General features: G+C 38.7%; 25 protein-coding genes and 1 pseudogene. 7 read left to right on the top strand and 19 right to left on the bottom strand.

Features of this window, described 5'->3' with window-relative positions:
• The first annotated feature begins 161 nt into the window (after positions 1-161).
• Entirely contained in the window at positions 162-2,753 is a 2,592-nt protein-coding gene (locus AAEY68_RS07575) for a TonB-dependent receptor (protein WP_024608153.1), read from the top strand.
• Between the two features lie 59 nt (positions 2,754-2,812).
• Here the strand turns inward: AAEY68_RS07575 and AAEY68_RS07570 are convergent, their stop codons facing one another.
• Both AAEY68_RS07570 and fadR read right to left on the bottom strand, forming a co-directional pair.
• Entirely contained in the window at positions 2,813-3,418 is a 606-nt protein-coding gene (locus AAEY68_RS07570) for a peroxiredoxin (protein ID WP_007378637.1), read from the bottom strand.
• 362 nt (positions 3,419-3,780) lie between these two features.
• On the bottom strand, positions 3,781-4,494 hold the full coding sequence (fadR, locus tag AAEY68_RS07565; RefSeq protein WP_004335692.1) for a fatty acid metabolism transcriptional regulator FadR: 714 nt from the start codon (positions 4,492-4,494) through the stop codon (positions 3,781-3,783).
• 542 nt (positions 4,495-5,036) lie between these two features.
• On the opposite strand from fadR, the gene dsbB reads away from it, so the two are divergent.
• Both dsbB and AAEY68_RS07555 read left to right on the top strand, forming a co-directional pair.
• Entirely contained in the window at positions 5,037-5,555 is a 519-nt protein-coding gene (gene dsbB, locus AAEY68_RS07560) for a disulfide bond formation protein DsbB (protein ID WP_007584117.1), read from the top strand.
• A 1-nt stretch (position 5,556) separates the two neighbouring features.
• The gene (locus AAEY68_RS07555; RefSeq protein ID WP_010553884.1) at positions 5,557-5,859 is read left to right on the top strand and encodes a DUF6170 family protein; all 303 of its coding nucleotides are present in this window, start codon (positions 5,557-5,559) and stop codon (positions 5,857-5,859) included.
• Positions 5,860-5,883: 24 nt separating this feature from the next.
• On the opposite strand, the gene AAEY68_RS07550 is transcribed toward AAEY68_RS07555, so the two are convergent.
• Positions 5,884-6,180 (bottom strand): ComEA family DNA-binding protein, encoded by a 297-nt coding sequence (locus AAEY68_RS07550; RefSeq protein ID WP_024594031.1) that lies wholly within the window; start codon positions 6,178-6,180, stop codon positions 5,884-5,886.
• A gap of 313 nt (positions 6,181-6,493) precedes the next feature.
• Here AAEY68_RS07550 and AAEY68_RS07545 point away from each other — a divergent pair, with 313 nt between their 5' ends.
• Entirely contained in the window at positions 6,494-6,811 is a 318-nt protein-coding gene (locus tag AAEY68_RS07545) for a YebG family protein (protein ID WP_007584105.1), read from the top strand.
• Positions 6,812-7,085: 274 nt separating this feature from the next.
• Here AAEY68_RS07545 and putP read toward each other — a convergent pair.
• Positions 7,086-8,571: pseudogene (gene putP, locus AAEY68_RS07540) on the bottom strand (sodium/proline symporter PutP).
• A 332-nt stretch (positions 8,572-8,903) separates the two neighbouring features.
• Here putP and AAEY68_RS07535 point away from each other — a divergent pair.
• Complete coding sequence (locus AAEY68_RS07535) at positions 8,904-10,130, top strand: EAL and HDOD domain-containing protein (protein ID WP_007584100.1); 1,227 nt, start codon at positions 8,904-8,906, stop codon at positions 10,128-10,130.
• A gap of 262 nt (positions 10,131-10,392) precedes the next feature.
• Here AAEY68_RS07535 and AAEY68_RS07530 read toward each other — a convergent pair whose 3' ends face one another.
• The 10 genes from AAEY68_RS07530 to ccmA are packed head-to-tail and all read right to left on the bottom strand — an operon-like array spanning position 10,393 to position 18,113.
• On the bottom strand, positions 10,393-11,124 hold the full coding sequence (locus tag AAEY68_RS07530; protein ID WP_007585858.1) for an MlaA family lipoprotein: 732 nt from the start codon (positions 11,122-11,124) through the stop codon (positions 10,393-10,395).
• 9 nt (positions 11,125-11,133) lie between these two features.
• A complete protein-coding gene (ccmI, locus tag AAEY68_RS07525; RefSeq protein ID WP_222713119.1) occupies positions 11,134-12,387 on the bottom strand; it encodes a c-type cytochrome biogenesis protein CcmI in 1,254 nt (417 codons plus the stop codon).
• Positions 12,388-12,849 carry a cytochrome c-type biogenesis protein gene (locus AAEY68_RS07520; RefSeq protein WP_007585854.1) on the bottom strand — a complete coding sequence of 154 codons (462 nt, stop codon included), beginning with the start codon at positions 12,847-12,849 and terminating at the stop codon, positions 12,388-12,390.
• Complete coding sequence (locus AAEY68_RS07515) at positions 12,849-13,418, bottom strand: redoxin family protein (RefSeq protein WP_350585754.1); 570 nt, start codon at positions 13,416-13,418, stop codon at positions 12,849-12,851. Before AAEY68_RS07515 ends, AAEY68_RS07520 begins: the two co-directional genes overlap by 1 nt.
• Positions 13,415-15,385 carry a heme lyase CcmF/NrfE family subunit gene (locus tag AAEY68_RS07510; protein WP_024589932.1) on the bottom strand — a complete coding sequence of 657 codons (1,971 nt, stop codon included), beginning with the start codon at positions 15,383-15,385 and terminating at the stop codon, positions 13,415-13,417. The genes AAEY68_RS07515 and AAEY68_RS07510 overlap by 4 nt, the downstream gene beginning before the upstream one ends.
• A gap of 2 nt (positions 15,386-15,387) precedes the next feature.
• The gene (gene ccmE, locus AAEY68_RS07505) at positions 15,388-15,867 is read right to left on the bottom strand and encodes a cytochrome c maturation protein CcmE (RefSeq protein WP_007585848.1); all 480 of its coding nucleotides are present in this window, start codon (positions 15,865-15,867) and stop codon (positions 15,388-15,390) included.
• Entirely contained in the window at positions 15,864-16,067 is a 204-nt protein-coding gene (gene ccmD / locus AAEY68_RS07500; protein ID WP_007585846.1) for a heme exporter protein CcmD, read from the bottom strand. The genes ccmE and ccmD overlap by 4 nt, the downstream gene beginning before the upstream one ends.
• Before the next feature lie 2 nt (positions 16,068-16,069).
• Complete coding sequence (locus tag AAEY68_RS07495) at positions 16,070-16,807, bottom strand: heme ABC transporter permease (protein ID WP_007585844.1); 738 nt, start codon at positions 16,805-16,807, stop codon at positions 16,070-16,072.
• Entirely contained in the window at positions 16,807-17,493 is a 687-nt protein-coding gene (ccmB, locus tag AAEY68_RS07490) for a heme exporter protein CcmB (protein ID WP_002959286.1), read from the bottom strand. The genes AAEY68_RS07495 and ccmB overlap by 1 nt, the downstream gene beginning before the upstream one ends.
• Complete coding sequence (ccmA, locus tag AAEY68_RS07485) at positions 17,493-18,113, bottom strand: cytochrome c biogenesis heme-transporting ATPase CcmA (protein WP_085999480.1); 621 nt, start codon at positions 18,111-18,113, stop codon at positions 17,493-17,495. Before ccmA ends, ccmB begins: the two co-directional genes overlap by 1 nt.
• 113 nt (positions 18,114-18,226) lie before the next feature.
• On the opposite strand from ccmA, the gene fliK reads away from it, so the two are divergent.
• Together fliK and AAEY68_RS07475 are read left to right on the top strand one after the other, a co-directional pair.
• The gene (gene fliK, locus AAEY68_RS07480; protein ID WP_350585753.1) at positions 18,227-20,680 is read left to right on the top strand and encodes a flagellar hook-length control protein FliK; all 2,454 of its coding nucleotides are present in this window, start codon (positions 18,227-18,229) and stop codon (positions 20,678-20,680) included.
• A gap of 2 nt (positions 20,681-20,682) precedes the next feature.
• A complete protein-coding gene (locus tag AAEY68_RS07475; protein ID WP_024589934.1) occupies positions 20,683-20,991 on the top strand; it encodes an EscU/YscU/HrcU family type III secretion system export apparatus switch protein in 309 nt (102 codons plus the stop codon).
• A gap of 31 nt (positions 20,992-21,022) precedes the next feature.
• On the opposite strand, the gene AAEY68_RS07470 is transcribed toward AAEY68_RS07475, so the two are convergent.
• From AAEY68_RS07470 to AAEY68_RS07450, 5 genes are read right to left on the bottom strand one after another with little or no spacing between them, the layout of a single operon-like run.
• Positions 21,023-21,424, bottom strand: a complete 402-nt coding sequence (locus AAEY68_RS07470; protein WP_007585829.1) for a DUF2802 domain-containing protein — start codon at positions 21,422-21,424, stop codon at positions 21,023-21,025.
• A 17-nt stretch (positions 21,425-21,441) separates the two neighbouring features.
• Positions 21,442-21,939, bottom strand: a complete 498-nt coding sequence (locus tag AAEY68_RS07465) for a chemotaxis protein CheW (protein ID WP_002959294.1) — start codon at positions 21,937-21,939, stop codon at positions 21,442-21,444.
• 24 nt (positions 21,940-21,963) lie between these two features.
• Positions 21,964-22,758: a chemotaxis protein CheW gene (locus AAEY68_RS07460; RefSeq protein WP_350585752.1), complete on the bottom strand. Its 795-nt coding sequence runs from the start codon at positions 22,756-22,758 to the stop codon at positions 21,964-21,966.
• Positions 22,759-22,761: 3 nt separating this feature from the next.
• On the bottom strand, positions 22,762-23,532 hold the full coding sequence (locus AAEY68_RS07455) for a ParA family protein (protein WP_007585827.1): 771 nt from the start codon (positions 23,530-23,532) through the stop codon (positions 22,762-22,764).
• 12 nt (positions 23,533-23,544) lie between these two features.
• The gene (locus AAEY68_RS07450; protein WP_007585826.1) at positions 23,545-24,504 is read right to left on the bottom strand and encodes a flagellar motor protein MotB; all 960 of its coding nucleotides are present in this window, start codon (positions 24,502-24,504) and stop codon (positions 23,545-23,547) included.
• Position 24,505 lies beyond the last annotated feature (1 nt).

The following is a 24,505-nucleotide window of genomic DNA, read 5'->3' as shown; positions in this document are numbered from 1 at the left end:
ATAAGAGCAAATGAAATTCGGTGTCAACCGGCCACGATAATTGACGCGGAACCGGCCAAGTTAATTGACGCTAGATAAATTGCTAACACTTAAGTTACATGATATTAATACCCGCGCTTGTTAAGCAAATAATTTTATAATATATCAACAAGGACTTAAGGATGAAGCAATCAACTGCATTTACACCAAGCATTATTGTGGGCGCAACACTCGCATTATCAGCAGGTTTTACAACAACAGCCTACGCAGCAGAAGAAGCTAAAAAAGTAGAGCGAATTCAGGTTACTGGTTCTCGTATTAAGCGAACTGATATTGAAGGGCCTTCTCCGGTACAATCAATCGGTAGAGCTGAAATCGAAAACATGGGTTACGATAATTTACAGCAACTTCTAGAAAGAATGCCTGTAGCAGGTAGCGGTACTTTCTCTACTCGTGGTAACAACCAAGATTCAACCGCTAACGGTTCAGCTGCAGTAAGCTTACGTGGCTTAGGAGCCGATGCAACACTGGTATTAATTAATGGTCGCCGTGTATCAATTAGTGCCTTTGCTGAAGGTATCACCAACTCATTTGTAGATATTAACAGTATTCCTGTTTCTGCTATTGAGCGTATCGACATACTAAAAGATGGCGCTTCAGCTATCTATGGCTCAGATGCAGTAGCGGGTGTAGTTAACGTTATCTTAAAGAAAGATATTGATGGTGTTGAGATTAACCTAGGCTATGGCGGTACGGATGGTCCAAATTATGAAGAAACAACAGCAAGCCTAGTTTGGGGTACAACAAGCGAAAAAAGTAGTGCATCTGTTATTATCGATTACTTTAAAAACACATCTCTTTCTTCTGATGAAATGGGCAGCCTTGGCACTGCAAACCAAGCACCTTATGGTGGTGAAGATTTCCGTTCATCTCGTGGTTTCCCAGGCTACTTTTATGTGGATGGCGTTAAAACAATCGACCCTGCCTGTCCTGCTGAAAATGCAACTTCAAGTGGTAGCTGTTTATTTGATTACGGCCCATATGGATATGTTGCCCCAGCATCTGAGCGTGTAGGCGCTATTTCACAATTTGAATACCGCTTTGATAACGGCATTACTGGCTTTTTAGAAATGGCTGTTCAGCATAACAGCTCTGTCGCTGCAGGTGCACCAACACCACTTGATGAAGATGCAGGCCTTACGGTACCCGCTAATCACCCAAACAATCCATTTGGTGAAGACATTCAAATTGGTCGTTACCGTACAGTAGATGCAGGCGCTCGCCAATGGGACATTGAGTCAGACACCTTACGCTTTGTTGCAGGGTTAAAAGGCGAAATAAACGATTGGAGCTGGGAGACAGCGGTACAAAAAGGTCGCAGTAAATCACTACAAACAGGCGATCGTACACAAGGCTGGGTACGCACCGATTTCTTACAACAAGAAATTGATGCCGGTAACTATAATCCATTCGGTGGCACATATAACGACCCAGCTGTAATTGACAGAATCACAACTAGCTTAGTGCGTCGCGGTGAGTCTCATATGACCTCTTTTGACGCTAACATTACAGGTGAAGCGTTTAGTTTTGGTGGCGAAGCTGTAATGATGGCCGCCGGTATTGAGTACCGTGAAGAAGATGTAAATGATATCCCTGATGATCAATTTCAACGTGGCTTAATATTTGGTACTGAATCAGTATCAGCTTCTGCTGATCGTGAACAATACGCTGCATATGTTGAGTTCTCAATCCCACTTGCTGAAAACCTCGAACTACAATTAGCCGGTCGTTACGATGATTATAGCGACTTTGGTACAACAACAAATCCAAAAATAGCTCTGCGCTGGGCACCGACTGATGAAGTAACGGTTCGTGGTTCTTGGGCGCAAGGCTTTAGAGCGCCTTCGTTAGCGCAAATAGGCTTAGGTCCATCACAAAAAAGCCAATTTTTTGTTGATACACAGCGCTGTGAACAAACAGGATTAGATTGCCAAGCACTTGATTACAACATTGAGTTCTCTGGTAACCCTGATTTACAAGCAGAAGAGTCAGAATCATGGAACGTGGGCGTTATCTGGGCACCAACAGCTGAGTTTGGTTTAAGTGTTGATGTATGGAGCATTACTCAAGATAATAAAATCGATGAAGAAGAATTTGGTCCTATTTATGCTGCAGAATGTGGTAACCAAAATAGTACCGTATGTGTTCGTTTAGCTCCTACAGGCGGAGCAAGCTTAGGCACAATACAAAAAATACACAGCACATTTAAAAATTTATCATCGCAAGAAGTGTCTGGTGTTGATGTTTCAGCAAACTATAACCACTCTCTTGATGACTTAGGTTTACTTAAATTTAATTTAGAGTGGGCATATCAAGATAAGTTTGAAAAAGATGGTCGTGATTACACGGGTGAATATGGCTACCCAGAGCATCGCTTTATTTTCTCAACCAACTGGGAAATTGGTGAGTTTAACACCAATGTAAATATCAGTTATGTAGGCGAATTTGAAGATACGCCTGATATCGACTTTGATGGCAATTTAGACTTTGATAGCAATACTTCACGTATGATTGACTCGCAAACGCTTGTTGATTTACAAACGTCGTACCGTATTACTGAATCAGCTAAAATATCTTTAGGTGTTAATAACTTATTTGATGAAGAGCCACCATTTGCAATTGGTGATGGCGATGGCGATTTATACGGTTATGCATCAGCTGTGCATAATCCTCGTGGCCGCTACTTGTACACTAAAGTAAGCTTTTCTTTCTAAATAAAAGACACAAAAAAACCGCCAATTGGCGGTTTTTTTATTTAAAACTAAGGGCTAAATTATAGCTCGCCTTCGTTTTCAGATAAGAACTTAGCAACGCCTTCAGGGCTTGCGTCCATACCTTTTTTACCTTCAGTCCAACCAGCAGGACATACTTCACCGTGTTCAGTGTGGAACGCTAGCGCGTCAACCATGCGAAGCATTTCGTCGATGTTACGACCTAGTGGCAAGTCGTTCACTACTTGGTGACGTACATTGCCTTCTTCGTCGATTAAGAATGAACCACGAAATGCAACACCCGCTTCTGGATGCTCAACGTCATACGCTTTACAAATTTCGTGTTTAACATCTGCAACTAGTGCGTATTGAACTTTACCAATACCGCCGTCTGCAACAGCAGTGTTACGCCATGCGTTATGTGAGAATTGTGAATCGATAGAAACACCAATTACTTCTACGCCACGCTTTTGAAACTCTTCAAAACGCTTATCAAATGCAATAAGTTCAGAAGGACATACAAACGTGAAATCTAGTGGGTAAAAGAAGATAACTGCTTTTTTACCTTTAATTGTTTCATGAAGGTTATAGCTATCTACAATTTCACCGTTACCAAGAACAGCTGCAGCGGTAAAGTCTGGTGCCTGGCGGCCTACTAATACACCCATTTTATTCTCCAAATATTTTGAGTTTGTTTTCAATTGCTTTCGCAATGCTGGTACTTATATGGGCGCTAAAAATTAAAAACCAATAGCGCACACATATAATTAATTGGCATTCTAGAGTTATTCACTACAAAAGAACAATCGCATTTAACGATGTGAGCAATCGAAAATAACGAACACTTACAACTTGCACTAATCTGCTTGAATAATAGGTCTATTTTGAAGTGTAAATCACGTTGTAATTAGGTAGAGCTTTTGACGTTACTGAAGAAGGGTTAATACATTAAATTGTTTAAAAATTCATATATGTGATATTAATTTTACAGGTACAAAAAAACCTGCAAATGCAGGCTTCTCGTTTAGATTTAATCCATTATATCTGAGGGCATATCGCCACGGATTTTTTGCCAAATCTCACCTGTTTGATGACCGTATTTACGCATCATCGAAATAGCACCATCGTGCTCTTTATTTTCTGCCAGGATTGTTAAATCTTTATAAAACTGACGAGCAAGTTCACGAGTTCCGGCATCAGAGAAGTAATGACAACCAATCTTTGAATAAAAACCTCTAAAACCGTTGAGTATTAATACATAAATACGGTTATTACCCGCAACGGCTAATTCGTGATGAACTTTATAATCGTAGTCAGCAAATGCCTGCGCAGTGTCTTCTAGCTCATGACTTTGTGATAAAATTTCAATTACACGTTCAGGATTCAACTTAATTGCAGCACGTGTATAAATAGCACTAATATTAGTACGTGCAGATAAAAGCTGATCTGTCAGCTCTGGCATCTTGTCTTCATCTAAGCGCGCAAGTGTTTCAAGAATATTTAAGCCAGACGTCTCCCAAAAGTTATTTACTTTTGTTGGTTTACCATGCTGAATTGTTAACCAACCATCACGTGCTAAACGCTGTAATACTTCTCTCAAGGTCGTTCTTGTTACACCAATTAACTCTGAAAGTTCTCGCTCGGCAGGTAGAATTGAACCTGGAGGGAAATCGCCGTTCCAAATAGATTCAACTATATATTCTTCAGCAAATCCTGCTGGGCTTTTCGCTTTAAAAATTCTCATCCAGTTCCCACTCGAATTAATCAACACTCATCGTTTTACACGAATAACTGACTGATTGTACCAGACGAAGCATAACTAACAAGTAAAGTCAGGTATATTAATAAGCAAATGAGTAGAAATTAAAGATTAATAAATAATAAAATTTAGGTTTCTCTAATATCGCTACAATGTATAAATATACAGAGCAATATTCATTGTAGGTACATTGTAATTATTGATATTTTATTTACACCATACCTAGCTGAATCAACTTAAAACACATAAGTACATTAAAAAGGAACACCTATGCAACAGAGCGTTCTAACCGCAACTTTAAAGAATTGATTAGGCAATGTACCAATGTTGTATAAGTAAGCGATATAACTAAGCTTATGTATCAATGGGAACTAAGTCGAGCGTCATGTAGCCTCTGCTGAGGCTGCATTGAGTGGTCAAAAATTTCATCTTATAAAAAGCGACTTCGGTAGCTTTTTTTTCCTTTTTGTTGCCGCATACATTATCCTAGGTCATAATCTAACGTCTTATTTAAACGCGGAATTTTTATGAACTGGCTTGCGCAATTACCCACCCAACGTACCCCGTGGCTTTTATTTACAGCTATCGTTTTTTTACTTGAAGTGACCGCCCTTTTCTTTCAATACCAAATGGGATTGGCGCCTTGCATAATGTGCATATATCAACGTACAGCCGTACTGGGTCTATTAGGCGCAGGTATTGTAGGTTCTACTAAACCACAGAGCAAAGCAGTTCGTATATTAGCGTATGTAATTTGGGGTGTATCGAGTGTTTGGGGATATTTAATTGCTCGCGAGCATATTGATATGCAAACCACCACAGACCCTTTTGCATTTAGCTGTGAGTTTGAACCAAACTTCCCATCGTTTATGCCGTTACATGAATGGATACCTAGCTTTTTTCAGGCGACCGGGGATTGTGGAAATATAGATTGGCAGTTTGTTGGTTTGAGCATGCCTGCTTGGATGGAAATTATATTTGGGATTTTCTCACTAACACTATTTATTATAGTTATTGGCCGTTTATTAATTAAAAAGTCGATTTGATATGTTTACATTTTTTTCAAGCCAATTAGATGAGCTTAAACATCTAAAAGTACGCAAGCGCCAAGACGTAATAGCACTTTCTTTAAGTATGTTATCGCCAACTGATAAAGTGTTACTGCGTATTATTAAATTAATATTACTAAGTCCACTATTTTTAATATTCACGGTATTTAAAGGTTGGATATTAATCCCGTTTTTGATACTCGGCGGACTTTGCTACCCACTTTTAACAACACCTATTGAAATCAACTTTGCTAAAAAACACTTAAGCGATGCATTAAAACAATTTAATCAGGGCGCATAGCGCCCTGATTGTTATCTACTGCTATTAAAGTGAAATTTTCCCCTCTAATTTGGCTAATAGTTTTTTACCAATTCCTTTAACTTGCGATAAATCACTGACGCTTTTAAATTCGCCGTTTTCTTCACGGAAGTCCACTATTGCCTGCGCTTTTTTCTTACCTATACCTGGTAGCTTAGCAAGAATCTCTGCATCGGCATTATTTATACTAATTGTCTCAACTTGAGGCATTTGCTTAGTTACTTCCGATAATTGTGCATATACGGTAGTTGCAGGTAGTAAGCATAATAAGCTTATTATGAATAAATTTTTTAACGTTTTCATCAAACTTGTCCCTATTCTTCTTTTCTTAATTTTGAATGTTGCTCAGGAAAACCAAAAAGTAAGGAACTGAAAAGCTCATCATTTAAAGTGTACCTAAACGCATTATCACTATGATCCGAAATCCTGAAAATGCAGCTGGTACAACAAGTGATTGCTTAACTAAAGTAAAGTTACCGTTTTTTGTCAAATTTAAGACACCTAAAAATTAATACTTCGCGCTTGCAAATTTACGCCCAAACCATTACTGTACATAAAAACAGTAATCTAATGGTTTTTACAAACCACAGTGCCAAGCAATTTTGCAGGAGAAATCATGGCTGTTGTTGTTAAATATGTTGTAGAACGAAACGGAGTCGAGCGTATGACGTTTACTACCAAAAAAGAAGCTGATGCTTATGACAAGATGCTCGATATAGCAGAATCACTTGAGCTAATGCTAGAAAAGGTAGACGTACCGCTTAGTGAGCAACAAATTGAATCACTTGCCTTAGAAATAGCGAAAAGCAAAGATGACTTTATGACCATATTAAAGGGCGGCAAAGATCCAGTTGTTACCAAAGCGCCAGCAAAAAGTAAAAAGTCAGATAACGTTGCATCAATTGAAGATAACAACGATAAAAAAGCAAGTTAACTCGTAGATTGCCCTCTCCTCGGACGGGACAAACTAAATAAAAAAGGGAGCAACTTAGTTGCTCCCTTTTTTATTATACCAATTCGCTTAATTAAGTGATCTATTTTGAGGATGGAAAAACGTGTTGATAGCTAGGCAAAAATTTGATATTTAGTTGTTCTAAATGATAATTTTTTAACGCCGGTAGCAACACGTTTAGCACCGCAAAATGATTAAGTATTATCGCGGATTGGTATTACTTACTACTCATTTTGAAATGAATAGTAATTGCTATTTAAAGCTCTTTTTCTACTTCATCAAATAAAGCAGTGATGTTTTGCTCTGGCTCTTTTGTTACTAAGCTAACAACAACAATTGCGATACTCGCTAAAATAAAGCCAGGTACTATTTCATACATAAAGCTACTTAAACTTTCACCATTAATAGTAAACGGACCATAAATCCAAACAAGCACTGTAAACGCACCTACTAACATACCAGATAAGGCGCCAGCAAAATTCATACGTTTCCAATAAAGGCTAAACAATACAAGTGGTCCAAAAGCAGCACCAAAGCCTGCCCATGCATTACTTACTAGGTCTAAAATAGAGCTATCTCTATCGTACGCTAAATAAATTGCAAACAGGGCAACAAATGCAACGCTAATTCGACCAACAGTAACTAATTCAAAGTCGCTAGCATCTTTACGTAAAAATGTTTTATATAAATCTTCAGTCAATGAACTTGAGCTTACTAGCAATTGCGATGAGATAGTACTCATGATAGCAGCCAAAATTGCAGCTAGTAAAAAGCCAGCAATAAGTGGGTGGAACAATAACTCAGAAAGAATTAGGAAAATCGTTTCAGGATCTTCAACTACAATATTATTTTCATAAGTATAAGCAGCACCAAATATACCAGTACCAACAGCACCAAGGGCAGCAACAATCATCCATGTCATACCAATACGGCGAGCTTTAGGCATATCCTTAACACTACGTACCGACATAAAACGAACGATGATATGTGGTTGACCAAAATAACCTAAACCCCATGCCATTGCAGAAATAATACCTAATGCAGAGCCTGCTCCAATCCAGTTAAGCATATCTGGATTTACACTATGTAAAGTAGATTCCAGAGGTTGTTCAAGTAAAGAGTATGCAACAGTAGGCACTAGAATCAGTGCGATGAACATGATACAACCTTGCACGAAATCAGTTAAGCTAACCGCTAAAAAACCACCAAACAAAGTGTATAAAACAACGACACCCGTTGTAATGTATAAACCCACTTCATAACTTAGACCAAATGAGCTTTCAAACAATTTTCCGCCGGCTACAACACCAGATGACGTGTAAAGAGTAAAGAAGACTATAATCACAACAGCTGATACAACACGTAATAAGTTTGACTTATCATTGAAGCGATTTGAGAAGTAATCTGGGATTGTTATAGAGTCATTTGCTTTTTCAGTGTACACACGTAATCTAGGTGCAACTAACAGGTAATTTAACCAAGCACCAATCACCAATCACCAAACCAATTGCTATCCATGTACTACTAAAACCAGTAACAAACATCGCACCAGGTAGGCCCATTAAAATCCAGCCACTCATGTCAGATGCACCTGCAGATAGTGCAGCAACACTTGGTGATAGATTTCGTCCACCTAACATGTAACCTGATACATCGCCAGTAGATTGCTTATATGCATATAGTCCGATACCTAACATTACAACAAAATATAATGCTAGTGAAATAATCATTCCTGTTTCCAAATTAGCCTCCGCATAATTATTAATAACAGGCTCTTGATCCGAATATTGACTCTTAAAATATTATAATAAAGACACTATTAGGATAAAAACCATTCTCGCTGACTATATCATGCCTAACAATAAAATCTCCAACTTGTTGCTTCCAGCTGATACAAAAATACTCATGTTGAATAATTTTAAAGCGAATTGGTAAAATATAATAAATTAAATAGAAGAAACACCTTAATTTATAATGATAATTTATTAATCATGCAAATATACGTAATGCTATTTTGAATCTTTTGCCATATATTATTACAATACCTAATTACATCACTCTTACGGAACTGTTTATGTATTTTTACGCTGCACGTCAACCGATTTTAGATAGAGATAAAAAACTTATCGGTTATGAGCTTTTATTTCGTGATGGCGTTGATAACGTATTTCCCGATATAGATGGTGACGAAGCAACAACACGACTTATAGAGGGTAGCCAGTTTAATTTTGGTTTAGAAGATTTAACCGACAATAAACCTGCCTATATAAACTTCACCCTAGAAACACTATCAAAGGGTTACCCTACACTACTAGGTAAAGACACTATAGTTGTAGAAATACTTGAAACTATCCAGCCTGGTAAGCGTTTATTAGCTATCGTTAAAGATTTAAAAGATAAAGGTTACACTATTGCTCTTGATGACTATATTCATCAACCTGTATGGCGTCATTTTTACCCATTTATTGATATTATTAAAATAGACTTTTTAGCATCCGATATAGATACAATAAAAACGGTTCTAAACGATTTAAAACCGCACTCACATATTAAGTTACTTGCCGAAAAAGTAGAAACCTATGAAATTTACCAACAAGCTTTAGAGCTTGGGTTTGATTATTTCCAAGGATTTTTCTTCTCAAAACCTGAAATGGTACAAAGTAAGGCTCTACCACCATCAGAAATGGCATTAGCTGAATTACTTTACGAAACATCAAGTGTTGATATGGATCTTAAGAAAATCACTGATGTGTTTGAACGTGATGTAAACCTATCTTATAAATTACTTAGGTATTCAAATTCTGCCGCATTTGCAAGACGCGCAGAAATAAGTACCATTAAGCAAGCTCTTATAGTGCTTGGCGCCAATGAAATTAAAAAGCTATTGTCACTACTGTTTGCAGCACAAGTATCAGCAGACAAACCTGTAGAGCTAATTAGGCTATCGCTTACGCGCGCTCGATTTGCTGAATTGCTCGCTATATCCCATGGGCAGTTTAAAGATACCGGCATGGCATTTTTAACCGGTATGATGTCGCTAATGGATGCTATTTTAGATGAGAGTATGGAAAGCGTCATGAAAAAGCTTCCACTTTCTAATGATATAAAAGCAGCGCTATTAAACGATGAAGGCTTGCTAGCAAAATATTTAAACTTAGTTAAATACTACGAACAAGCAAACTGGTCAGCTGCAAACGAGCTAACGAAAGAGCTAAATCTAGGTGAAAAAGTTCCCGATGCTTATCATGAAGCACTAGCTTGGGTTAATGAACAAATGCAGTTAGTAGTGAACGAAAAATAAACTACCTGAACTCTGGTTAAGATATTTACTAATATATTAAATCATAATGATATTTAAATTTATTTTTCTCTAGCCAGAGATTTTCAGTGAAAACAAGGCGAACTTACGCGTCAATAGTTAGCCTATTGCAAATAAATTCAACGTAGTTAGCGCTGAAAATAGCTGCTCGAGATAGATTTATTATCCAGAGTTCAGGTTAAATATATAAACAGCAAATAAAAACGCCAGCATTTAGCTGGCGTTTTTACGAGTGGCTTTTCAATTATAAACTTTCTAAAAAGTCTTCATCAAAATCAGCTGGCTCTTCTTTTATAGGTGGGTTGCCATCGTACAGCTCATAAATTTGACGCTGGAAGTAAATATCTTTTACAAATAAGTACGGATCAAGTGAATCATTTAATAGCCCTTCTTGTGGGATTAATGATGCACGCGCCTCAACTGCTTTTAAAACAAACACTAGAATAGTTTGTGGAGTCGTTAGCGCAACTTCAGGCAATACAAAGTTGTCGACTACATCACCGGTCAGGTTACGTGCTGTTGTAGGACCCATGCCAGGTAGCATTAAATAAGCGCCATCACCCACGCCCCATACACCTAACGTTTGTCCAAAGTCTTCATCTACAATTTCAAGACCAAGTGAACTGGCAACATCAAAAATACCAAAAATACCAACCGTAGAGTTAACTAAAAAACGCGCTAAGCTCACACTTGCATTACCCGGCTTACCTTGCAAACCCGCATTAATCATATCCACAGGTGCTGTAATATTACCTGTGAAATTAACAATACCGTTTCTTACCGGTACAGGCGTTACTTCAACATAACCTACAGCAACTGGGCGCAATAAATAAGCATCCAGTACATCCATATTAAAGTCGTATAACGGACGATTAATACTTTGCAGCGGATCTCTGTCATCTACTTTGCTTTGTGGTACTTGAGCACACCCGGCTAGTATCAATAAACATAAAAAAGTAAAACTGTGTTTTAACATCTAACGTCCTTAAGGTATTAATGTATCAATTTGAAGTTGGTAGTCACTTACACTTTCACGCTTTAACGACTCTGAATGACCTTCTAGCTCACCAGAACTTGGCATAACCGAGTCATCTATAGAAATACGCGCCGAAATAATAATATTTTCTGCACTAGATAAGTTAAGCCCTGCAACCATTGCACTACTATCACTCAACTCAACTGTAATTGGAAATGAATATTTAGCGAGTTTAACAGCAGCTAATGGCATTGGCGAACCACTTGCTGCTTTTGCAAATATAAACAAGATACCGTCTTTTGGCTGTTTATCTATAAGCTCTTTTGCAATGTCGACTGTAACTGCAATAGCACCCGTTGTAGTAGTAACTGGCATAACAGAGCCTTCCGTTTGCATTTGCTTCTCTATATCAGCGATACGCTCAGAGATCATGCTATAACGAGAATCATTTTTTTCCATACTCGCAAGTAAAACTTCAAATGCAGCTTTGGCTTGAGGCCAATCTTTACGTTCATAAGCAATGAGTGCTAATAACGAAATTGCATCTAAATTGGTAGGCTCAACTTTTAGTACTTTTGAGAGCATACCTGCCGCACGAGTCATATTAGCTTCGCTGCCTTCTAGTAATAAAACTTGGCTATAACTAATAAGTACCTGCATATTATCAGGATTCATACGTAGTGCTTTATCAAATGACTGCTGCGCCATGTCAAATTCATTAAGCGACATAGCAACTCGTCCAAGTAGCATCCAAGCGACTTCGTCATCACCTGAGCGGCTAAGCTTTGTACGAAGTGCCAATGCAAAAGCCTGCAGCTCATTCTGGCTAAGCGGCTCACCTTTTTGCATTACAGCACGCTCGCCGTAATCAGCTAAATTATCCATTGCATCATGCCAAGCCGAAATTTGCTGCTGACTACCCGTTAAACCATAAAAAACACCTGTTAGAGCAAGAACAAATGCGCCACCAGTTAAAGCAAAAATACGATTATTACCTTTGCTGTTTAGTGATTTTTCTGGTGATAACTCATTCAATAAACGGCGTTTTAATTCAATAATTGATTCTGCATGATTTACGGTATCAATACGCTGATTATCTAAATCGGTTTGTAAATCAACTAAACGCTGCTCATAAATGCTAATTAGCTCAGCATTGGCGTTATGAGTAATTGTTTGAACGCGCTCTTTTTTTAAAAAAGGCAACATCACAAACCCAAGAGCAACCAGTGTGAGTAAAGCAAAACACGCCCACATTAAAATCATTTAACTTTGCTCCTGACGTTTATTTTGTTCAATTAGCTTAGCTAACAGCATTTCGTCGTCACTGCTCCACGTTTGTTTTACTGATGCTTTTCGCTGGCGAATAACAATAAAACCAAAGCCGACTATGACAATTAATACAGGTAATACCCAAAGTACTAAAGTCGCTGGTGTAACTGGTGGGTCGTAATGAACAAAATAGCCAAAGCGGTCAATCATGTAATCAATCACTTCGTCTTTGCTCTTACCTTCTTTAACCAATACGAGTACTTTATCGCGCAAGTCTTTAGCAACCACAGCGTCAGAGTCCGCAATGTTTTGATTTTGACACTTAGGACAGCGCAGCTCTTTAGTTAGCTCTTCAAACAATATTGCTTGTTTGTTGTTATCAAATTGATAGCGATCTTGCTCTGCAAACGCACTGATGCTTACAAAAAGGCTAAGCGTAAGTAGTAACCATTTCATTATTTAAGCTCCTGCATAATTGGCGCAAATTTAGCTCGCCATACTCGCGGGTTTATATCGCCCGTGTGATGCAACAAAATAGTGCCGTTTTTATCGACTAAAAATGTTTCAGGCGCACCCGAAACACCTAAATCCAACGACAAAGTACGATGTAAATCCAAGATATTAAATTGATATGGGTCACCCGCACGTAGCAGCATATCGCTCACTTCTGTTCGAAGTGATTGCATATCAAAAGGGCCATCAAAGTCGGCGTCGTAACCTTGTACGTAATAAAGCCCAATAATTTTAACGCCTTGCTCACGTAACTTAGTTAAATAACCAAGTTCAACTAAACATGTTGGGCACCAAGTACCCCATACATTTAATAAGTAAACTTCGCCTTTTAAAGACTCGTTAGTCCACTGCTTATTGTCTTGCATTAAATCAGGTAGATTAAATGCTGGCATTTCTTGACCTAACCGACCCGTTTGAATTTCACGAGGATTAGCAAAAAGGCCTTGGTATAAAAATACACATACAAAAGCAAATACTAAAAGCGGCGCAATAGCTAAAATTTTACGGTTCATAAAACATTCTCCGATGCAGCTCTACGCGCTGTTTTAGCTGATGTGCGGTAGCGTTTATCAAATAAAATCATAAATCCAGCTAGGGAAATAAGCACACCACCAATCCACATCCAACGAACAAACGGTTTATGATAAATGCGAAGTGACCATGCACCTTGGCTCAACTGCTCACCTAACGCTAAGTATAAATCACGTGTAAAGCCTGCATCTATGGCCGCCTCGGTCATAAACTGCATACCAATATCATACTTACGTTTTTCGGCGTGTAAGCGTGTTACTAGCTCATTGTTTTTAAGCACCGATACAACACCAGCATGACCACTGTAGTTCGGCCCGCGAATAGTTTTAACACCATCAAAACGGTATTCATACTCGTTAAGCTGAACTGTATCGCCTTGCTTCATCGATACGTCACGCTCAACTGAATACGCAGATGTAAGCGTTACACCCGCAATAACAAACGAAATACCAATATGCCCAAGCACCATAGCCCAGTAACTTACACCTAAGCGTTTTAAACCTTCTTTTAAGGTGCCGTGTACAGCAGATTTAGTGTAAATGTCGATGCCAGTTGATATTGCAATCCAAACCGCAAGTGTTGTAGCTAGTAGCGTAAGTGGTTTTACTAAATCGTAACTTGAAAACAACCAAGCACAGGTAATCACTACACTGGCTAATACGCCCATTAATATTTTGTTTTGTAAGAAAGCCCATTTATTTTGCTTCCAGCGTAAAAATGGCCCTATCCCCATCAAAATAGCAAATGGTACTAAAATTATTGCAAACATCTTATTAAAAAATGGTTCGCCAATAGAAATACTGCCCAAGCCCATTTCTTTATGAACCATAGGTAATAACGTACCCAGTAATACGATTAATGTAGCAACTACTAAAAATATATTATTGAGCCATAACGCCACTTCGCGTGATACAAACTTGTATCGGCCTTCACTATGTACTTGCGATACACGCAGTGCATATAACGCTAAGCCACCACCTACAACGATGCCTAAAAAGGCGAGTATAAATAAGCCTCTATCAGGGTCTGTTGCAAAAGCATGCACCGATACAATAATACCCGAACGTACAATAAAGGTGCCTAACAAGCTTAATGAAAATGCTGCGATAGCAAGTAGTACGGTCCACGATTTAAATACACCACGTTTTTCGGTTACGCTTAATGAGTGTAGTAATGCTGTTGCAACAAGCCATGGCATTAATGATGCGTTTTCGACTGGATCCCAGAACCACCAGCCGCCCCAGCCAAGCTCTGAATATGCCCACCAGCTACCAATTGTGATTCCTAGAGTTAAAAAACCCCATGCAGTCATTGTCCACGGACGTGACCACTTAGCCCATGTGTTATCAAGCTTACCGGTTAACAACGCAGCAATAGCAAAAGAGAAAGCAACTGATAGCCCTACATAACCCATGTACAGTAATGGCGGGTGAATAATCATGCCCGGATCTTGAAGTAACGGATTTAAATCACGCCCTTCAACAGGGAAATAAGGAAGTAGGCGCTCAAACGGACTTGAAAGTAGTAAGGTGTACATCATAAAACCCACACCTAAAAAACCAAGTACGCCCAATACGCGAGCACGTAGTACCCAAGGTAATGATTTAGAACGCGCAGCGACAACGGCAGTCCAACCTGCTTGCATTACTAACCACAGTAAAATAGCGCCTTCATGGCCGCCCCATGTAGAGGTGATTTTGTAATACCAAGGTAGCGTACTACTTGAATGATATGCCACATACGATACGGTAAAATCATCCGTTACACTGGCGTAAATAAGTGCTGCAAAAGAGATTAAAACAAAAGCGAATTGCCCAATTGCTAAAGAGGGAGCTGCACGCATTAATCGAAGATTACCGGTATGCGCGCCCCAAAGAGGAAAAATACACAGTAAAACGCTTAGCACCATGGCAAGCGTTAAAGAAAAATAACCAATTTCTGGGATCATAGCTAATTACCACTATCTAAGTTGTATTTTGGTTTTTCGTGCTTAATACCTTTAACTGCCTCTGCAACTTCTGCTGGCATATATTCTTCGTCATGCTTTGCAAGCACTTCAAATGCTTCAATAACATTAGGTTCGATTAATACGCCCTGCGCTACAATGCCTTGCCCCTCACGAAACAAGTCTGGCAATATGCCTTGATAACGCACGGTCACTAATGGACCTGTATCAATTAGCTTAAAGCTTACTTGTAAGCTCTGTTCATTACGCTCAACCGTGCCTGGTACAACCATGCCACCAATACGTAGCTTTTGGCCAATGAATGGTTTTTCTTTATTAGGCCCTTTGCCATCAATAAGTTCGCTTGGTGTATAAAAAAGATTAATATTTTCTTGAAGTGCATAAAGCACTAAACCAATTGATCCACCAATACCAAACAGTACGGCAATAATTACCAATAGGCGTTTTTTACGTCTTGGATTCATGAGGCTTGTTCCTGTTTAGCTTTTTTAATTCGCGCTTCACGTATTATTTGTTGCTCAACTGAAGCCATAATACGTTTGGTATCTCTTAAAGAGTTCACTAAAATACCGAGTAAAATAAGGGCGCATGTACCAAAAGAAAGCCAGATATAAAACCCATAGCCTCCCATTGCAATAAAATCAGAAAAAGAGTCAAACTGCATAATTACCCCTTATTTAACAACAAACGCACCCACGGTCGGTGCTTTTCGCGTTGTAAAATTTCATTTTTAAGACGAATTAAAGTCACTGTTCCTACAAAAGCAGCAAAGGCTAAAATATTAACCATAAGTGGCCAAAACATACTTGGGTCTATTGCTTTAGTGTCTAGTTTTGTAATGCTTGCGCCTTGGTGTAGCGTATTCCACCACTCAACTGAGTAATGAATAATAGGTAAATTAATTACGCCAACAATTGCTAAAATAGAAGCTGCACGCCCTGCTGACTTCTTATCTTCAAATGCATGATAAAGCGAAAGCACGCCAAGATATAAAAATAATAAAATAAGTTCAGACGTTAAACGCGCATCCCATACCCACCAAGCACCCCACATAGGTTTACCCCATGCAGCGCCAGTAATAAGCGCAATAGCAGTAATACAAGCACCAACAGGCGCTATAGCAATAACGGCAAGTTCGGCATTTCGTAGTTGCCATACAAGTGCAACAACAGCTGCAATAGCCATTGATGAGTAAGCCCCCATAGACAAAATGGCAGAAGGAACATGAATAAAGATGATACGGTAGCTGTCTTTTTGTTGGTAATCGGCAGGTGCAAAACCAAGCCCCCATACCCATCCAACAATCATACTAACTACAGTAACTACGGCAAAATAAGGCAGTAACGTATTGCATAACTGGTATGCACGCTCTGCTTTAGCATAGGGATGTAACCACTTCCACATTAACTTACACTCACTTTTAAAGCTGACGATATGGCAATTGGTGCGCTAATAATAGCAATAAGTAACATTGCACCAAGGATGGCAAGCTGCCCACTATAATCCAGCGACATGGTGCTGGTATCGATAGCCGACGTTGCAAAAATCAAAACAGGAATATACAAAGGCAGTACGAGTAAACTCATCAAAATACCCCCTTTTTGTAATCCTACAGTAAGCCCTGCGCCTATTGCGCCAATAAAGCTCAATAGTGGAGTGCCTAATAATAATGTTAAAACAGTCGCTGTTAACGCCGTACTTTCTAGGTTTAACAACAATGCAAATAGCGGCGTCATTAATACAAGCGGTAAACCTGTTACCACCCAGTGAGCAGCCACTTTAGCAAGTACGGTTAACGATAACGGGTAAGACGATGCAATTAACTGCTCCAATGAGCCATCATTAAAATCATCTCTAAACAGCTTATCCAAGCCCAACATGGTAGAAAGTAATGCGGCAACCCAAATAATTCCCGGTGCCATTCTCGCTAGTAAACCAGGCTCAGGCCCTATTGCTAACGGAAATAATGAAATTACAATTAAGAAGAACAAAATAGGATTTACAATTTCAGCGCGCTGGCGAAACGCAAGTTTTACATCTTTGGTAAATACCGCACTAAATAGCAACCAATAAGAATGTTGACGAGTCATTAGTGACGATACTCCAGTGTAACCGTTTGCAAGTTACTAAAATGGGTCGTTAAATCTTGGTGGGTCGTTAACAAAATAGCTCCACCGTTTAGTAAGTGCTCGGTAAATCGCTGCTGTAAAAAGGCAACACCGCTTTTATCAAGCGCGGTAAATGGCTCATCAAGTACCCATAATTTAGCATCACTTAACCAAAGCCTGGCCAAAGCTACACGTCTTTGTTGTCCAGCAGATAACATTCTAACCGGTACATCTTCAAGTCCAACAAGGCCAAGTTGCGCTAAAATGGGATACAAGTCAGGCTGGTTTATGTAGCCATTAATTTGTAACCAATGACGAACATTTTCAACTGCACTAAGCTGAGTATTTACACCTGTTTTGTGGCCTATAAAGAGTAGTTCTCTGGCATACTCTTCGTAATACTTAGATATAGGCTGTTCTTGAAATAAAACAGCTCCTTCATCAGGCACAGAAAAGCCTGCGATAATACGTAATAGCGATGTTTTACCAGCCCCATTAGGACCCGCTAATTGCATGATTTGACCGCTATTAAGGCTAAAATTAAGATCCGCAAACAAACAACGATCTTGCTTGATGCAGGTGACGGACTTAATGTGTAACAAGATGACGATTCTCTCTGCCAAAAATTAGGCGTTAGTCTACCATAATGATAGGGTAATACGAATATTGCTTTAAAATCGATTCACTTAAAATAGAGAAAACTTGATTTAAAATAATGAATACGCCAACGCAAATAACATTATCTAATTCATTGGTTATCAATCAATCGACAAACCCTCAAACCAATGAGTTATCGCAATTACCTAATGAGGTACTTGCGGCTAAAAACATTCAATTTTCGAAAGACTCGATTACGCTTGATGTATTTATTGATAAACATTGGCAAACATTAAGACTTGGCACTACAAGCGCACCTCAAAATTTACAAAAAATAGCCAGTGCTAACATACAACTTAGTCCCGATGGCAAACAGCTCAACATCACGCCAAACACTACAACCCTTACTTTAAATCAACCAGTACAATTACAGCGTTTATTAAATTATGTAAGCACGGGCACTGAGGTACAAAGCAAACCAATGGATTTACAAGTGGTTATGTCCCCTACCCCAAAATTAGTAATTGATAAACTTAACGCCAGTATTGCCATAAATAAAGACGTAGCGCAGTTACTTTTAACCGAGCAGCCTTTAAAAGTAGTTGTTAGCACGACTAACAAAGGCGCACAGCTTAATGTTATTAATCGCTTTGCAGATACAATTCATACGCAACCACTTAGCCAAACTAAACTTACTAAATTACTCGTGGCCTTATTACCTAGTGCGCAACTTCAAGCAACACCTAAACTAGCTATTTTGACTCATCCTCAAAAGTCAGGTTCGTTTACGACGCCTATTACTAATCAACAAGTTAGTGAGCTACCTAGCACGCCCATTAAGGTAAATTTAATAAATCAGGCTGATAAATTACTTATTAAAACCGATACTAATAATATAAAAGTGACGCTTAATAACTCATTTTCTAAACCGTTTAACGAGTTACTTTTAGCTCAAAAAAGCAGTGTCTCTGAAATACATTTTTCTGCGTCCACTATTAAAGCAAGCCCACTGCTTACACCTGATAGCCCAATAAAGTCGTGGCTACAAAATAGCTTTAGTGATTTAAAAACGCGAATTAATGATGCAGTTAAATATTTTGAAAGTAAGCCCTTTGCAGCAGCAAATAAATCTGAGTTAATGCCGCCGTCTGCATCATCTGCGATACAAAGGCCGGGCTTAGTTATGCAATTAACAGTATCACCGTTAAATAGAGTGAACATTACCCAAAATGTAAGTACTGCGTTAAATAGTAATACGAGCAATACTTTACCAGAGCACTTTTCAAGACTCCCGCCACTTGTACAATTAACTCAGCAAATAAAAGGAAGTGTTAGTGCTTGGCAATCACCTTCAAACACAGCAACAACCTACACGCCAATAACAAGTAACATTACTCAAAATGAAGTGGCGAGCGCTAAGCCAAGTAATTTAAACGCGAGTCAATTGAGTGCTCGGAGTATTAGTACTAACAGTAAAGTTGATACGTTAATTAAGCCTACAAGTGAAGTTGTTACTAAAGGGCAAACAACGTCTTCAGTGCAACCAGTAATAAACGGCAACAATCAAAACAGTGTAAACCCAGCCTCGATTAAAAATATGCTCCCATTAGCAGAGCCGTTATCTAATATTGCCTCTCGTAGTCAAATGCTACAACCAATAGAAGCAAAGCTATTAAGCACACTATTAAAGCTTCCTGATGCCACAATCCCTACGGATAGAGTAGCTGGTAACAAACAGCTTTTAAGTAGTCAAATTACTGATATTACAAATAGAGCAACAAAAGAAACGCCCGATTTAACTCGCTTAATTAACCAAGCATTTAATCGCATGGTCTCAAGTAATAATATTAACCCTGCGACCATACAGCGTGAAGTATTAGCCACCTTACAACCATCTCAATTAACGGGTGACATACTACAAAGTAGCTTCACTAAAGGACTTGAACAAGTTGCAGTGAGTATTTTAGCAGCCCCTATAATTAGCCAATCAGTAACACCGATAAGCTTTAATAACCAAACTGGCTTAGATGCACTTTTACAAGTACTCATACCTACTTTTAAAACAGGAAACGCGGGAGCAAAAATACTTGAGCAACTGCAGCAAGCTCAAGTTCAAGCATTGGCTAGCGAAATCGTACAAGTTAAAAATACACTTACCCAAGTAAGTGTTTCAACACCAAATCAGCAACCTGACACAAACCCGCTTGCACAATTTTTATTACCAATGAAATTGCCGCCTGAGGCCGCCCAAACAGAAATAACATTGGGGCAATATAAAAAGCCAAGCGCAGATAAATTAGAAGATAAAAATGTATGGTTTGTCAGGCTAAACTTTGATTATGCACAGGTTGGGCAATTACAGATTACCGCTGAGTTAATGGATAAAGCACTCGATTGCCAGCTATTAGCCTCAAGCCAAGAAGTAAGCGCAATTGCTCACCCTCACTTAGATAATTTAAGATCCAAACTAGCTAAGCATGGTTTACAGGTTGGAGAGCTCAACTTAAAGCGAGGCGATGCAAATAATCAGGCATTTTATAAATCTCATGCAATTATTAATATTAAGGTTTAGTAATGAGTGATACACCTATTAATAAGTCAGCCATTGGGCTTTTATACGAAGCTGGCAACACCCCCACTGTAAGCGTAAAAGGGTTTGGTGAGTTAGCTGACGAAATAATTGCAGCGGCAAAATTAAAAGGAATTATGATCCACGAAGATGCAGCGCTTGCTAAAACGTTGTCGCATTTAAGCTTAGGGGAAGAAATCCCTAAAGAGCTTTATTATGTAATTGCAGAGCTTATTGCGTTTTCGTATGTATTAAGAGGTCAATTTCCGCCAGGCTGGCAAGACTTTCAAGGTAAGTTAAATATTAAAGCGTGAGATTATTTATACGCTTATAGCTAAAAAGGCGCTAAGCGCCTTTTTGTTTATGTAGTGAAAATAGTAATTCGGCTTCTGCTCGCGGTAATTCGCATTCGCGTATCACCTCATCGAGGTCCGCACCTAACTCAACCATTTTTACTGCACGAGAGTAAATTTTAGCATCAGGGTCATCGTATTTCTGCGCAGCTTGTTGCTGTATCAAATCTTGATTTTGTTGCTCAACCTCAAGTACTCGCTTACCAATACTTAAAAGCCCTGTTCTAAGCTCTGAAATTTCACTTCGCAAAATATGAGTTTGCTCTGAGCTATCTTTAAGCTGCTGTAATACAGCATTAATTTCATTCACTTGTTTGTTTTTTAATGCAATTATTAGCGCCAGCGATATAAGTCCTACCGCTAACGCTGATATAGCTATACTAAGTAACAGCATAATTTATTTGGTAAAGCTTATATATCGCTTAACTCATCCCATTCATCATCGCTGAGTAACTTGTTTAAATCGACTAAAATCAGTAGCTCATTATCACGATTACAAACGCCTTGAATAAACTTAGCACTTTCTTCAGTACCAACATTTGGTGCACTATCGATCTCAGAGCTGCGTAAATAAACGACTTCAGATACGCTGTCGGCTAAAATGCCGATAACTTGCTCTTCAGCTTCAATAATTAATATACGAGAATTATCGGTTGCATCAGCAGCTAACAAACCAAAACGTGCACGAGTATCAATAACAGTTACAACGTTACCGCGTAAGTTAATAATACCAATAACGTAAGAAGGTGCACCTGGTACAGGGGCTATCTCTGTATAACGAAGTATTTCTTGTACTTGCATTACATTTACGCCGTAGGTTTCTTCCTCTAGCTTAAACGTAACCCACTGTAAAATTTCATCATTATTATCTGCGTTTTTATTTGCTGACAGTAATTTATCTTGATTCATGCTATTACCCCGTAATGGTCATTACTACTGACGGCTATCTAAGCCTTTCTCTAATAATATATTTAAATTATCTACATCTATTAAAGCACACATTTTTTCTTTTATAACACCAGCAAGCCATGGGCGCTTACTTTTATTTGTACGCCATTTTACATCTTCTTTACTCAATGTAATGTTATTTATCAACTTTTCAGCTAATAAGCCCCACTGGCTATCACCTAAGGTAATTAAATACTGATAATCTAAAGACGCCTCTAATTTATCATCATACTTTTCTGGCATTACCCAACGAGCAGTATCAACAACATTAAGCTTTTCTTCTCTGTTGAGCATAACGCCTTTAAACCACTTTGGCTTACCAAATAAATGATTTACTTCACCTAATTGATGTATACCGCCTAATGCTTTTAATGGCACAGCCAATGTTAAACCAGCAACTTCAAAAAATAATGCCTGAAATTCACCATCAAAATAGTCAGATTGGCTAGTGGTTATAATCTGTGGTTCTGGTTCTTCTGTAGTCGTACTTATCGGCTCTATTACTTCATCGTCAATGGCTTTATTAACTTTTGCGGCTTCAAATATCGGTTCAACTATTGGCTTAATTTCAGGATTAAGTAAGTCTTGATCAAATATTTTTTCTGCCGCTTTTATCTGTTCTTTTGGTTTTAAATGAATATGTTCTTGCTGCGAGTCGTGTGGCATTTGCTCAAGTAATTTTGCGACTGGCTCAAGGTTATCTACAGGCTCGTCTTCACATAACAAAGCCCCTAGGTATTGTTTCATTACTTTTTCATTAGCAAATAATTGCTTACTCATTCATTAACCTTGTTCAATTAAATATTCTAGCAGTGCTTTATATGCGTATACACCACGCGAACGAGGACAATACTCTACAGGCACTTTTTGCGCAAAGCTTGCATCTCTAAATTTAGTATCTACCGGTATCACACCTGGCCAGACTTTATCACCATACGTACTTTGCAGTGTTTTATATGCTTCTAACGATGCTTTAGTTCGTTTATCATACATAGTAGGAATTATAGTATATTGATAATCTTTCGCTTGAGAGGTTTGCATTAATTCCATAGTGCGCATCATTCTATCAAGCCCTTTCAGTGCTAAAAATTCCGTTTGCACTGGCACTAAAATTCGCTCACTTGCTGCAAGCGCATTAACCATTAACACCCCTAAAACTGGGGGGCAATCTAAAATGGCATAATCGTAATGTTCACTGATTTTTGCAAGCGCTTTTTTTAGTATTAATCCCATACCTGTTTTATTACCCATGCTTCTATCAAGCGTGGCTATCGCCATTGTTGCGGGTAAAATATCTAGGTTTTCAAGTGTTGATGGACATAAAGCTTGAAGTATCTCTTCACTTTGCATGCTCGTGCCACGCGCAAAAATATCATATACACTGACTTCCAAATCTTCTGAGTCAATGCCAAAGTAATAAGTGAGTGATGCATGAGGGTCTGTATCAATAAGCAACACACGCTTACCCTGCAAAGCTAAAATACCAGCAAGGCTCACTGCTGTTGTTGTTTTACCAACACCACCTTTTTGATTTGCGACAGTCCAAATCTTCACATTACATCCTAATTACTGTTCATTGCGCGTTGTTATGCGAATACCACCATGAGGCAAACGAATTATTTTTATTGTATCGTCATCTGAAGGGAGCTCAATTTCAGGCTCTTCCGCTACTGGCTTAACGGCTTGTTCATCACCTTTAATGTCTTGTATCGGTGGTAAACCATACTTAGAAAGTGCAATAACAACTTTACGATTTTCTGCTCGCCCTTGTTCTGTATCGTTACTTACAAAAGGTGAATATTGACCATAACCTTCTATCGCCATTCTGGCAGAATTAATACCTAATGCTTCCAGCTCTACTAAAATAGATGTTGCTCTAGCAACCGAGAGTTCCCAATTTGAGCGAAATATTTCATTGCGAATACTTTCATCATCAGTATAGCCACGCACCCTAATATAGTTATCTACTGGAGCAATAATATCTTTAACAATTTTGACGACTTGCTTTGCCCTAGAGTGTGCAACTGAGCTACCACTTGAAAATAACATACCTGAGCTTAGCTCTATAATCAGCCAATCTTGATTAAGCTCTAAACTGGCTTCTCCATCACGAATTTCATCAATAAGCGCTGACTGCAGCTTAGCAAGTAAGCTATCGAGTGGTTTACCTAAATATTTCTGTTGTATGTTACTTGTATCACTTTGACCGTCGAGTAACTCTGGACCTTGTTCTTCTTTTAAAATACTTTCACCATAAAGAACTTCTTGTTCAGGTGTCACTCTATCAGTCAATATTCCATTACCATTGACGCCCTCACCTTGCTGGGAGTGCTGGCGGGCAGATTTATCAAAAACGTGTTCGAGGGAGTCTGACAATATTTGAAATTGTTCTTCTTTGTTGATCGCTATCGCATACAACACCACAAAAAAAGCAAACATAATGGTCATGTAATCGGCATACGATACAAGCCAACGCTCTGTATGTTGACTTTTAGGAGCAGAGTGACGAAGTCGTCGGCGTAGCATG

The organism is Pseudoalteromonas sp. RB2-MNA-CIBAN-0110, from assembly GCF_040309305.1.
Lineage (GTDB): Bacteria > Pseudomonadota > Gammaproteobacteria > Enterobacterales > Alteromonadaceae > Pseudoalteromonas > Pseudoalteromonas arctica.
The sequence above is the reverse complement of the archived record's forward strand: the minus strand, read 5'-3'. Positions and strand labels throughout refer to the sequence as shown.

Excerpts from the sequence above, each read along its gene's own strand:
- AAEY68_RS07575 (WP_024608153.1), top strand. The coding sequence starts at position 162 with ATGAAGCAATCAACTGCATTTACACCAAGCATTATTGTGGGCGCAACA.
- AAEY68_RS07570 (WP_007378637.1), bottom strand. The coding sequence starts at position 3,418 with ATGGGTGTATTAGTAGGCCGCCAGGCACCAGACTTTACCGCTGCAGCT.
- fadR (WP_004335692.1), bottom strand. The coding sequence starts at position 4,494 with ATGAGAATTTTTAAAGCGAAAAGCCCAGCAGGATTTGCTGAAGAATAT.
- dsbB (WP_007584117.1), top strand. The coding sequence starts at position 5,037 with ATGAACTGGCTTGCGCAATTACCCACCCAACGTACCCCGTGGCTTTTA.
- AAEY68_RS07555 (WP_010553884.1), top strand. The coding sequence starts at position 5,557 with ATGTTTACATTTTTTTCAAGCCAATTAGATGAGCTTAAACATCTAAAA.
- AAEY68_RS07550 (WP_024594031.1), bottom strand. The coding sequence starts at position 6,180 with ATGAAAACGTTAAAAAATTTATTCATAATAAGCTTATTATGCTTACTA.
- AAEY68_RS07545 (WP_007584105.1), top strand. The coding sequence starts at position 6,494 with ATGGCTGTTGTTGTTAAATATGTTGTAGAACGAAACGGAGTCGAGCGT.
- AAEY68_RS07535 (WP_007584100.1), top strand. The coding sequence starts at position 8,904 with ATGTATTTTTACGCTGCACGTCAACCGATTTTAGATAGAGATAAAAAA.
- AAEY68_RS07530 (WP_007585858.1), bottom strand. The coding sequence starts at position 11,124 with ATGTTAAAACACAGTTTTACTTTTTTATGTTTATTGATACTAGCCGGG.
- ccmI (WP_222713119.1), bottom strand. The coding sequence starts at position 12,387 with ATGATTTTAATGTGGGCGTGTTTTGCTTTACTCACACTGGTTGCTCTT.
- AAEY68_RS07520 (WP_007585854.1), bottom strand. The coding sequence starts at position 12,849 with ATGAAATGGTTACTACTTACGCTTAGCCTTTTTGTAAGCATCAGTGCG.
- AAEY68_RS07515 (WP_350585754.1), bottom strand. The coding sequence starts at position 13,418 with ATGAACCGTAAAATTTTAGCTATTGCGCCGCTTTTAGTATTTGCTTTT.
- AAEY68_RS07510 (WP_024589932.1), bottom strand. The coding sequence starts at position 15,385 with ATGATCCCAGAAATTGGTTATTTTTCTTTAACGCTTGCCATGGTGCTA.
- ccmE (WP_007585848.1), bottom strand. The coding sequence starts at position 15,867 with ATGAATCCAAGACGTAAAAAACGCCTATTGGTAATTATTGCCGTACTG.
- ccmD (WP_007585846.1), bottom strand. The coding sequence starts at position 16,067 with ATGCAGTTTGACTCTTTTTCTGATTTTATTGCAATGGGAGGCTATGGG.
- AAEY68_RS07495 (WP_007585844.1), bottom strand. The coding sequence starts at position 16,807 with ATGTGGAAGTGGTTACATCCCTATGCTAAAGCAGAGCGTGCATACCAG.
- ccmB (WP_002959286.1), bottom strand. The coding sequence starts at position 17,493 with ATGACTCGTCAACATTCTTATTGGTTGCTATTTAGTGCGGTATTTACC.
- fliK (WP_350585753.1), top strand. The coding sequence starts at position 18,227 with ATGAATACGCCAACGCAAATAACATTATCTAATTCATTGGTTATCAAT.
- AAEY68_RS07475 (WP_024589934.1), top strand. The coding sequence starts at position 20,683 with ATGAGTGATACACCTATTAATAAGTCAGCCATTGGGCTTTTATACGAA.
- AAEY68_RS07470 (WP_007585829.1), bottom strand. The coding sequence starts at position 21,424 with ATGCTGTTACTTAGTATAGCTATATCAGCGTTAGCGGTAGGACTTATA.
- AAEY68_RS07465 (WP_002959294.1), bottom strand. The coding sequence starts at position 21,939 with ATGAATCAAGATAAATTACTGTCAGCAAATAAAAACGCAGATAATAAT.
- AAEY68_RS07460 (WP_350585752.1), bottom strand. The coding sequence starts at position 22,758 with ATGAGTAAGCAATTATTTGCTAATGAAAAAGTAATGAAACAATACCTA.
- AAEY68_RS07450 (WP_007585826.1), bottom strand. The coding sequence starts at position 24,504 with ATGCTACGCCGACGACTTCGTCACTCTGCTCCTAAAAGTCAACATACA.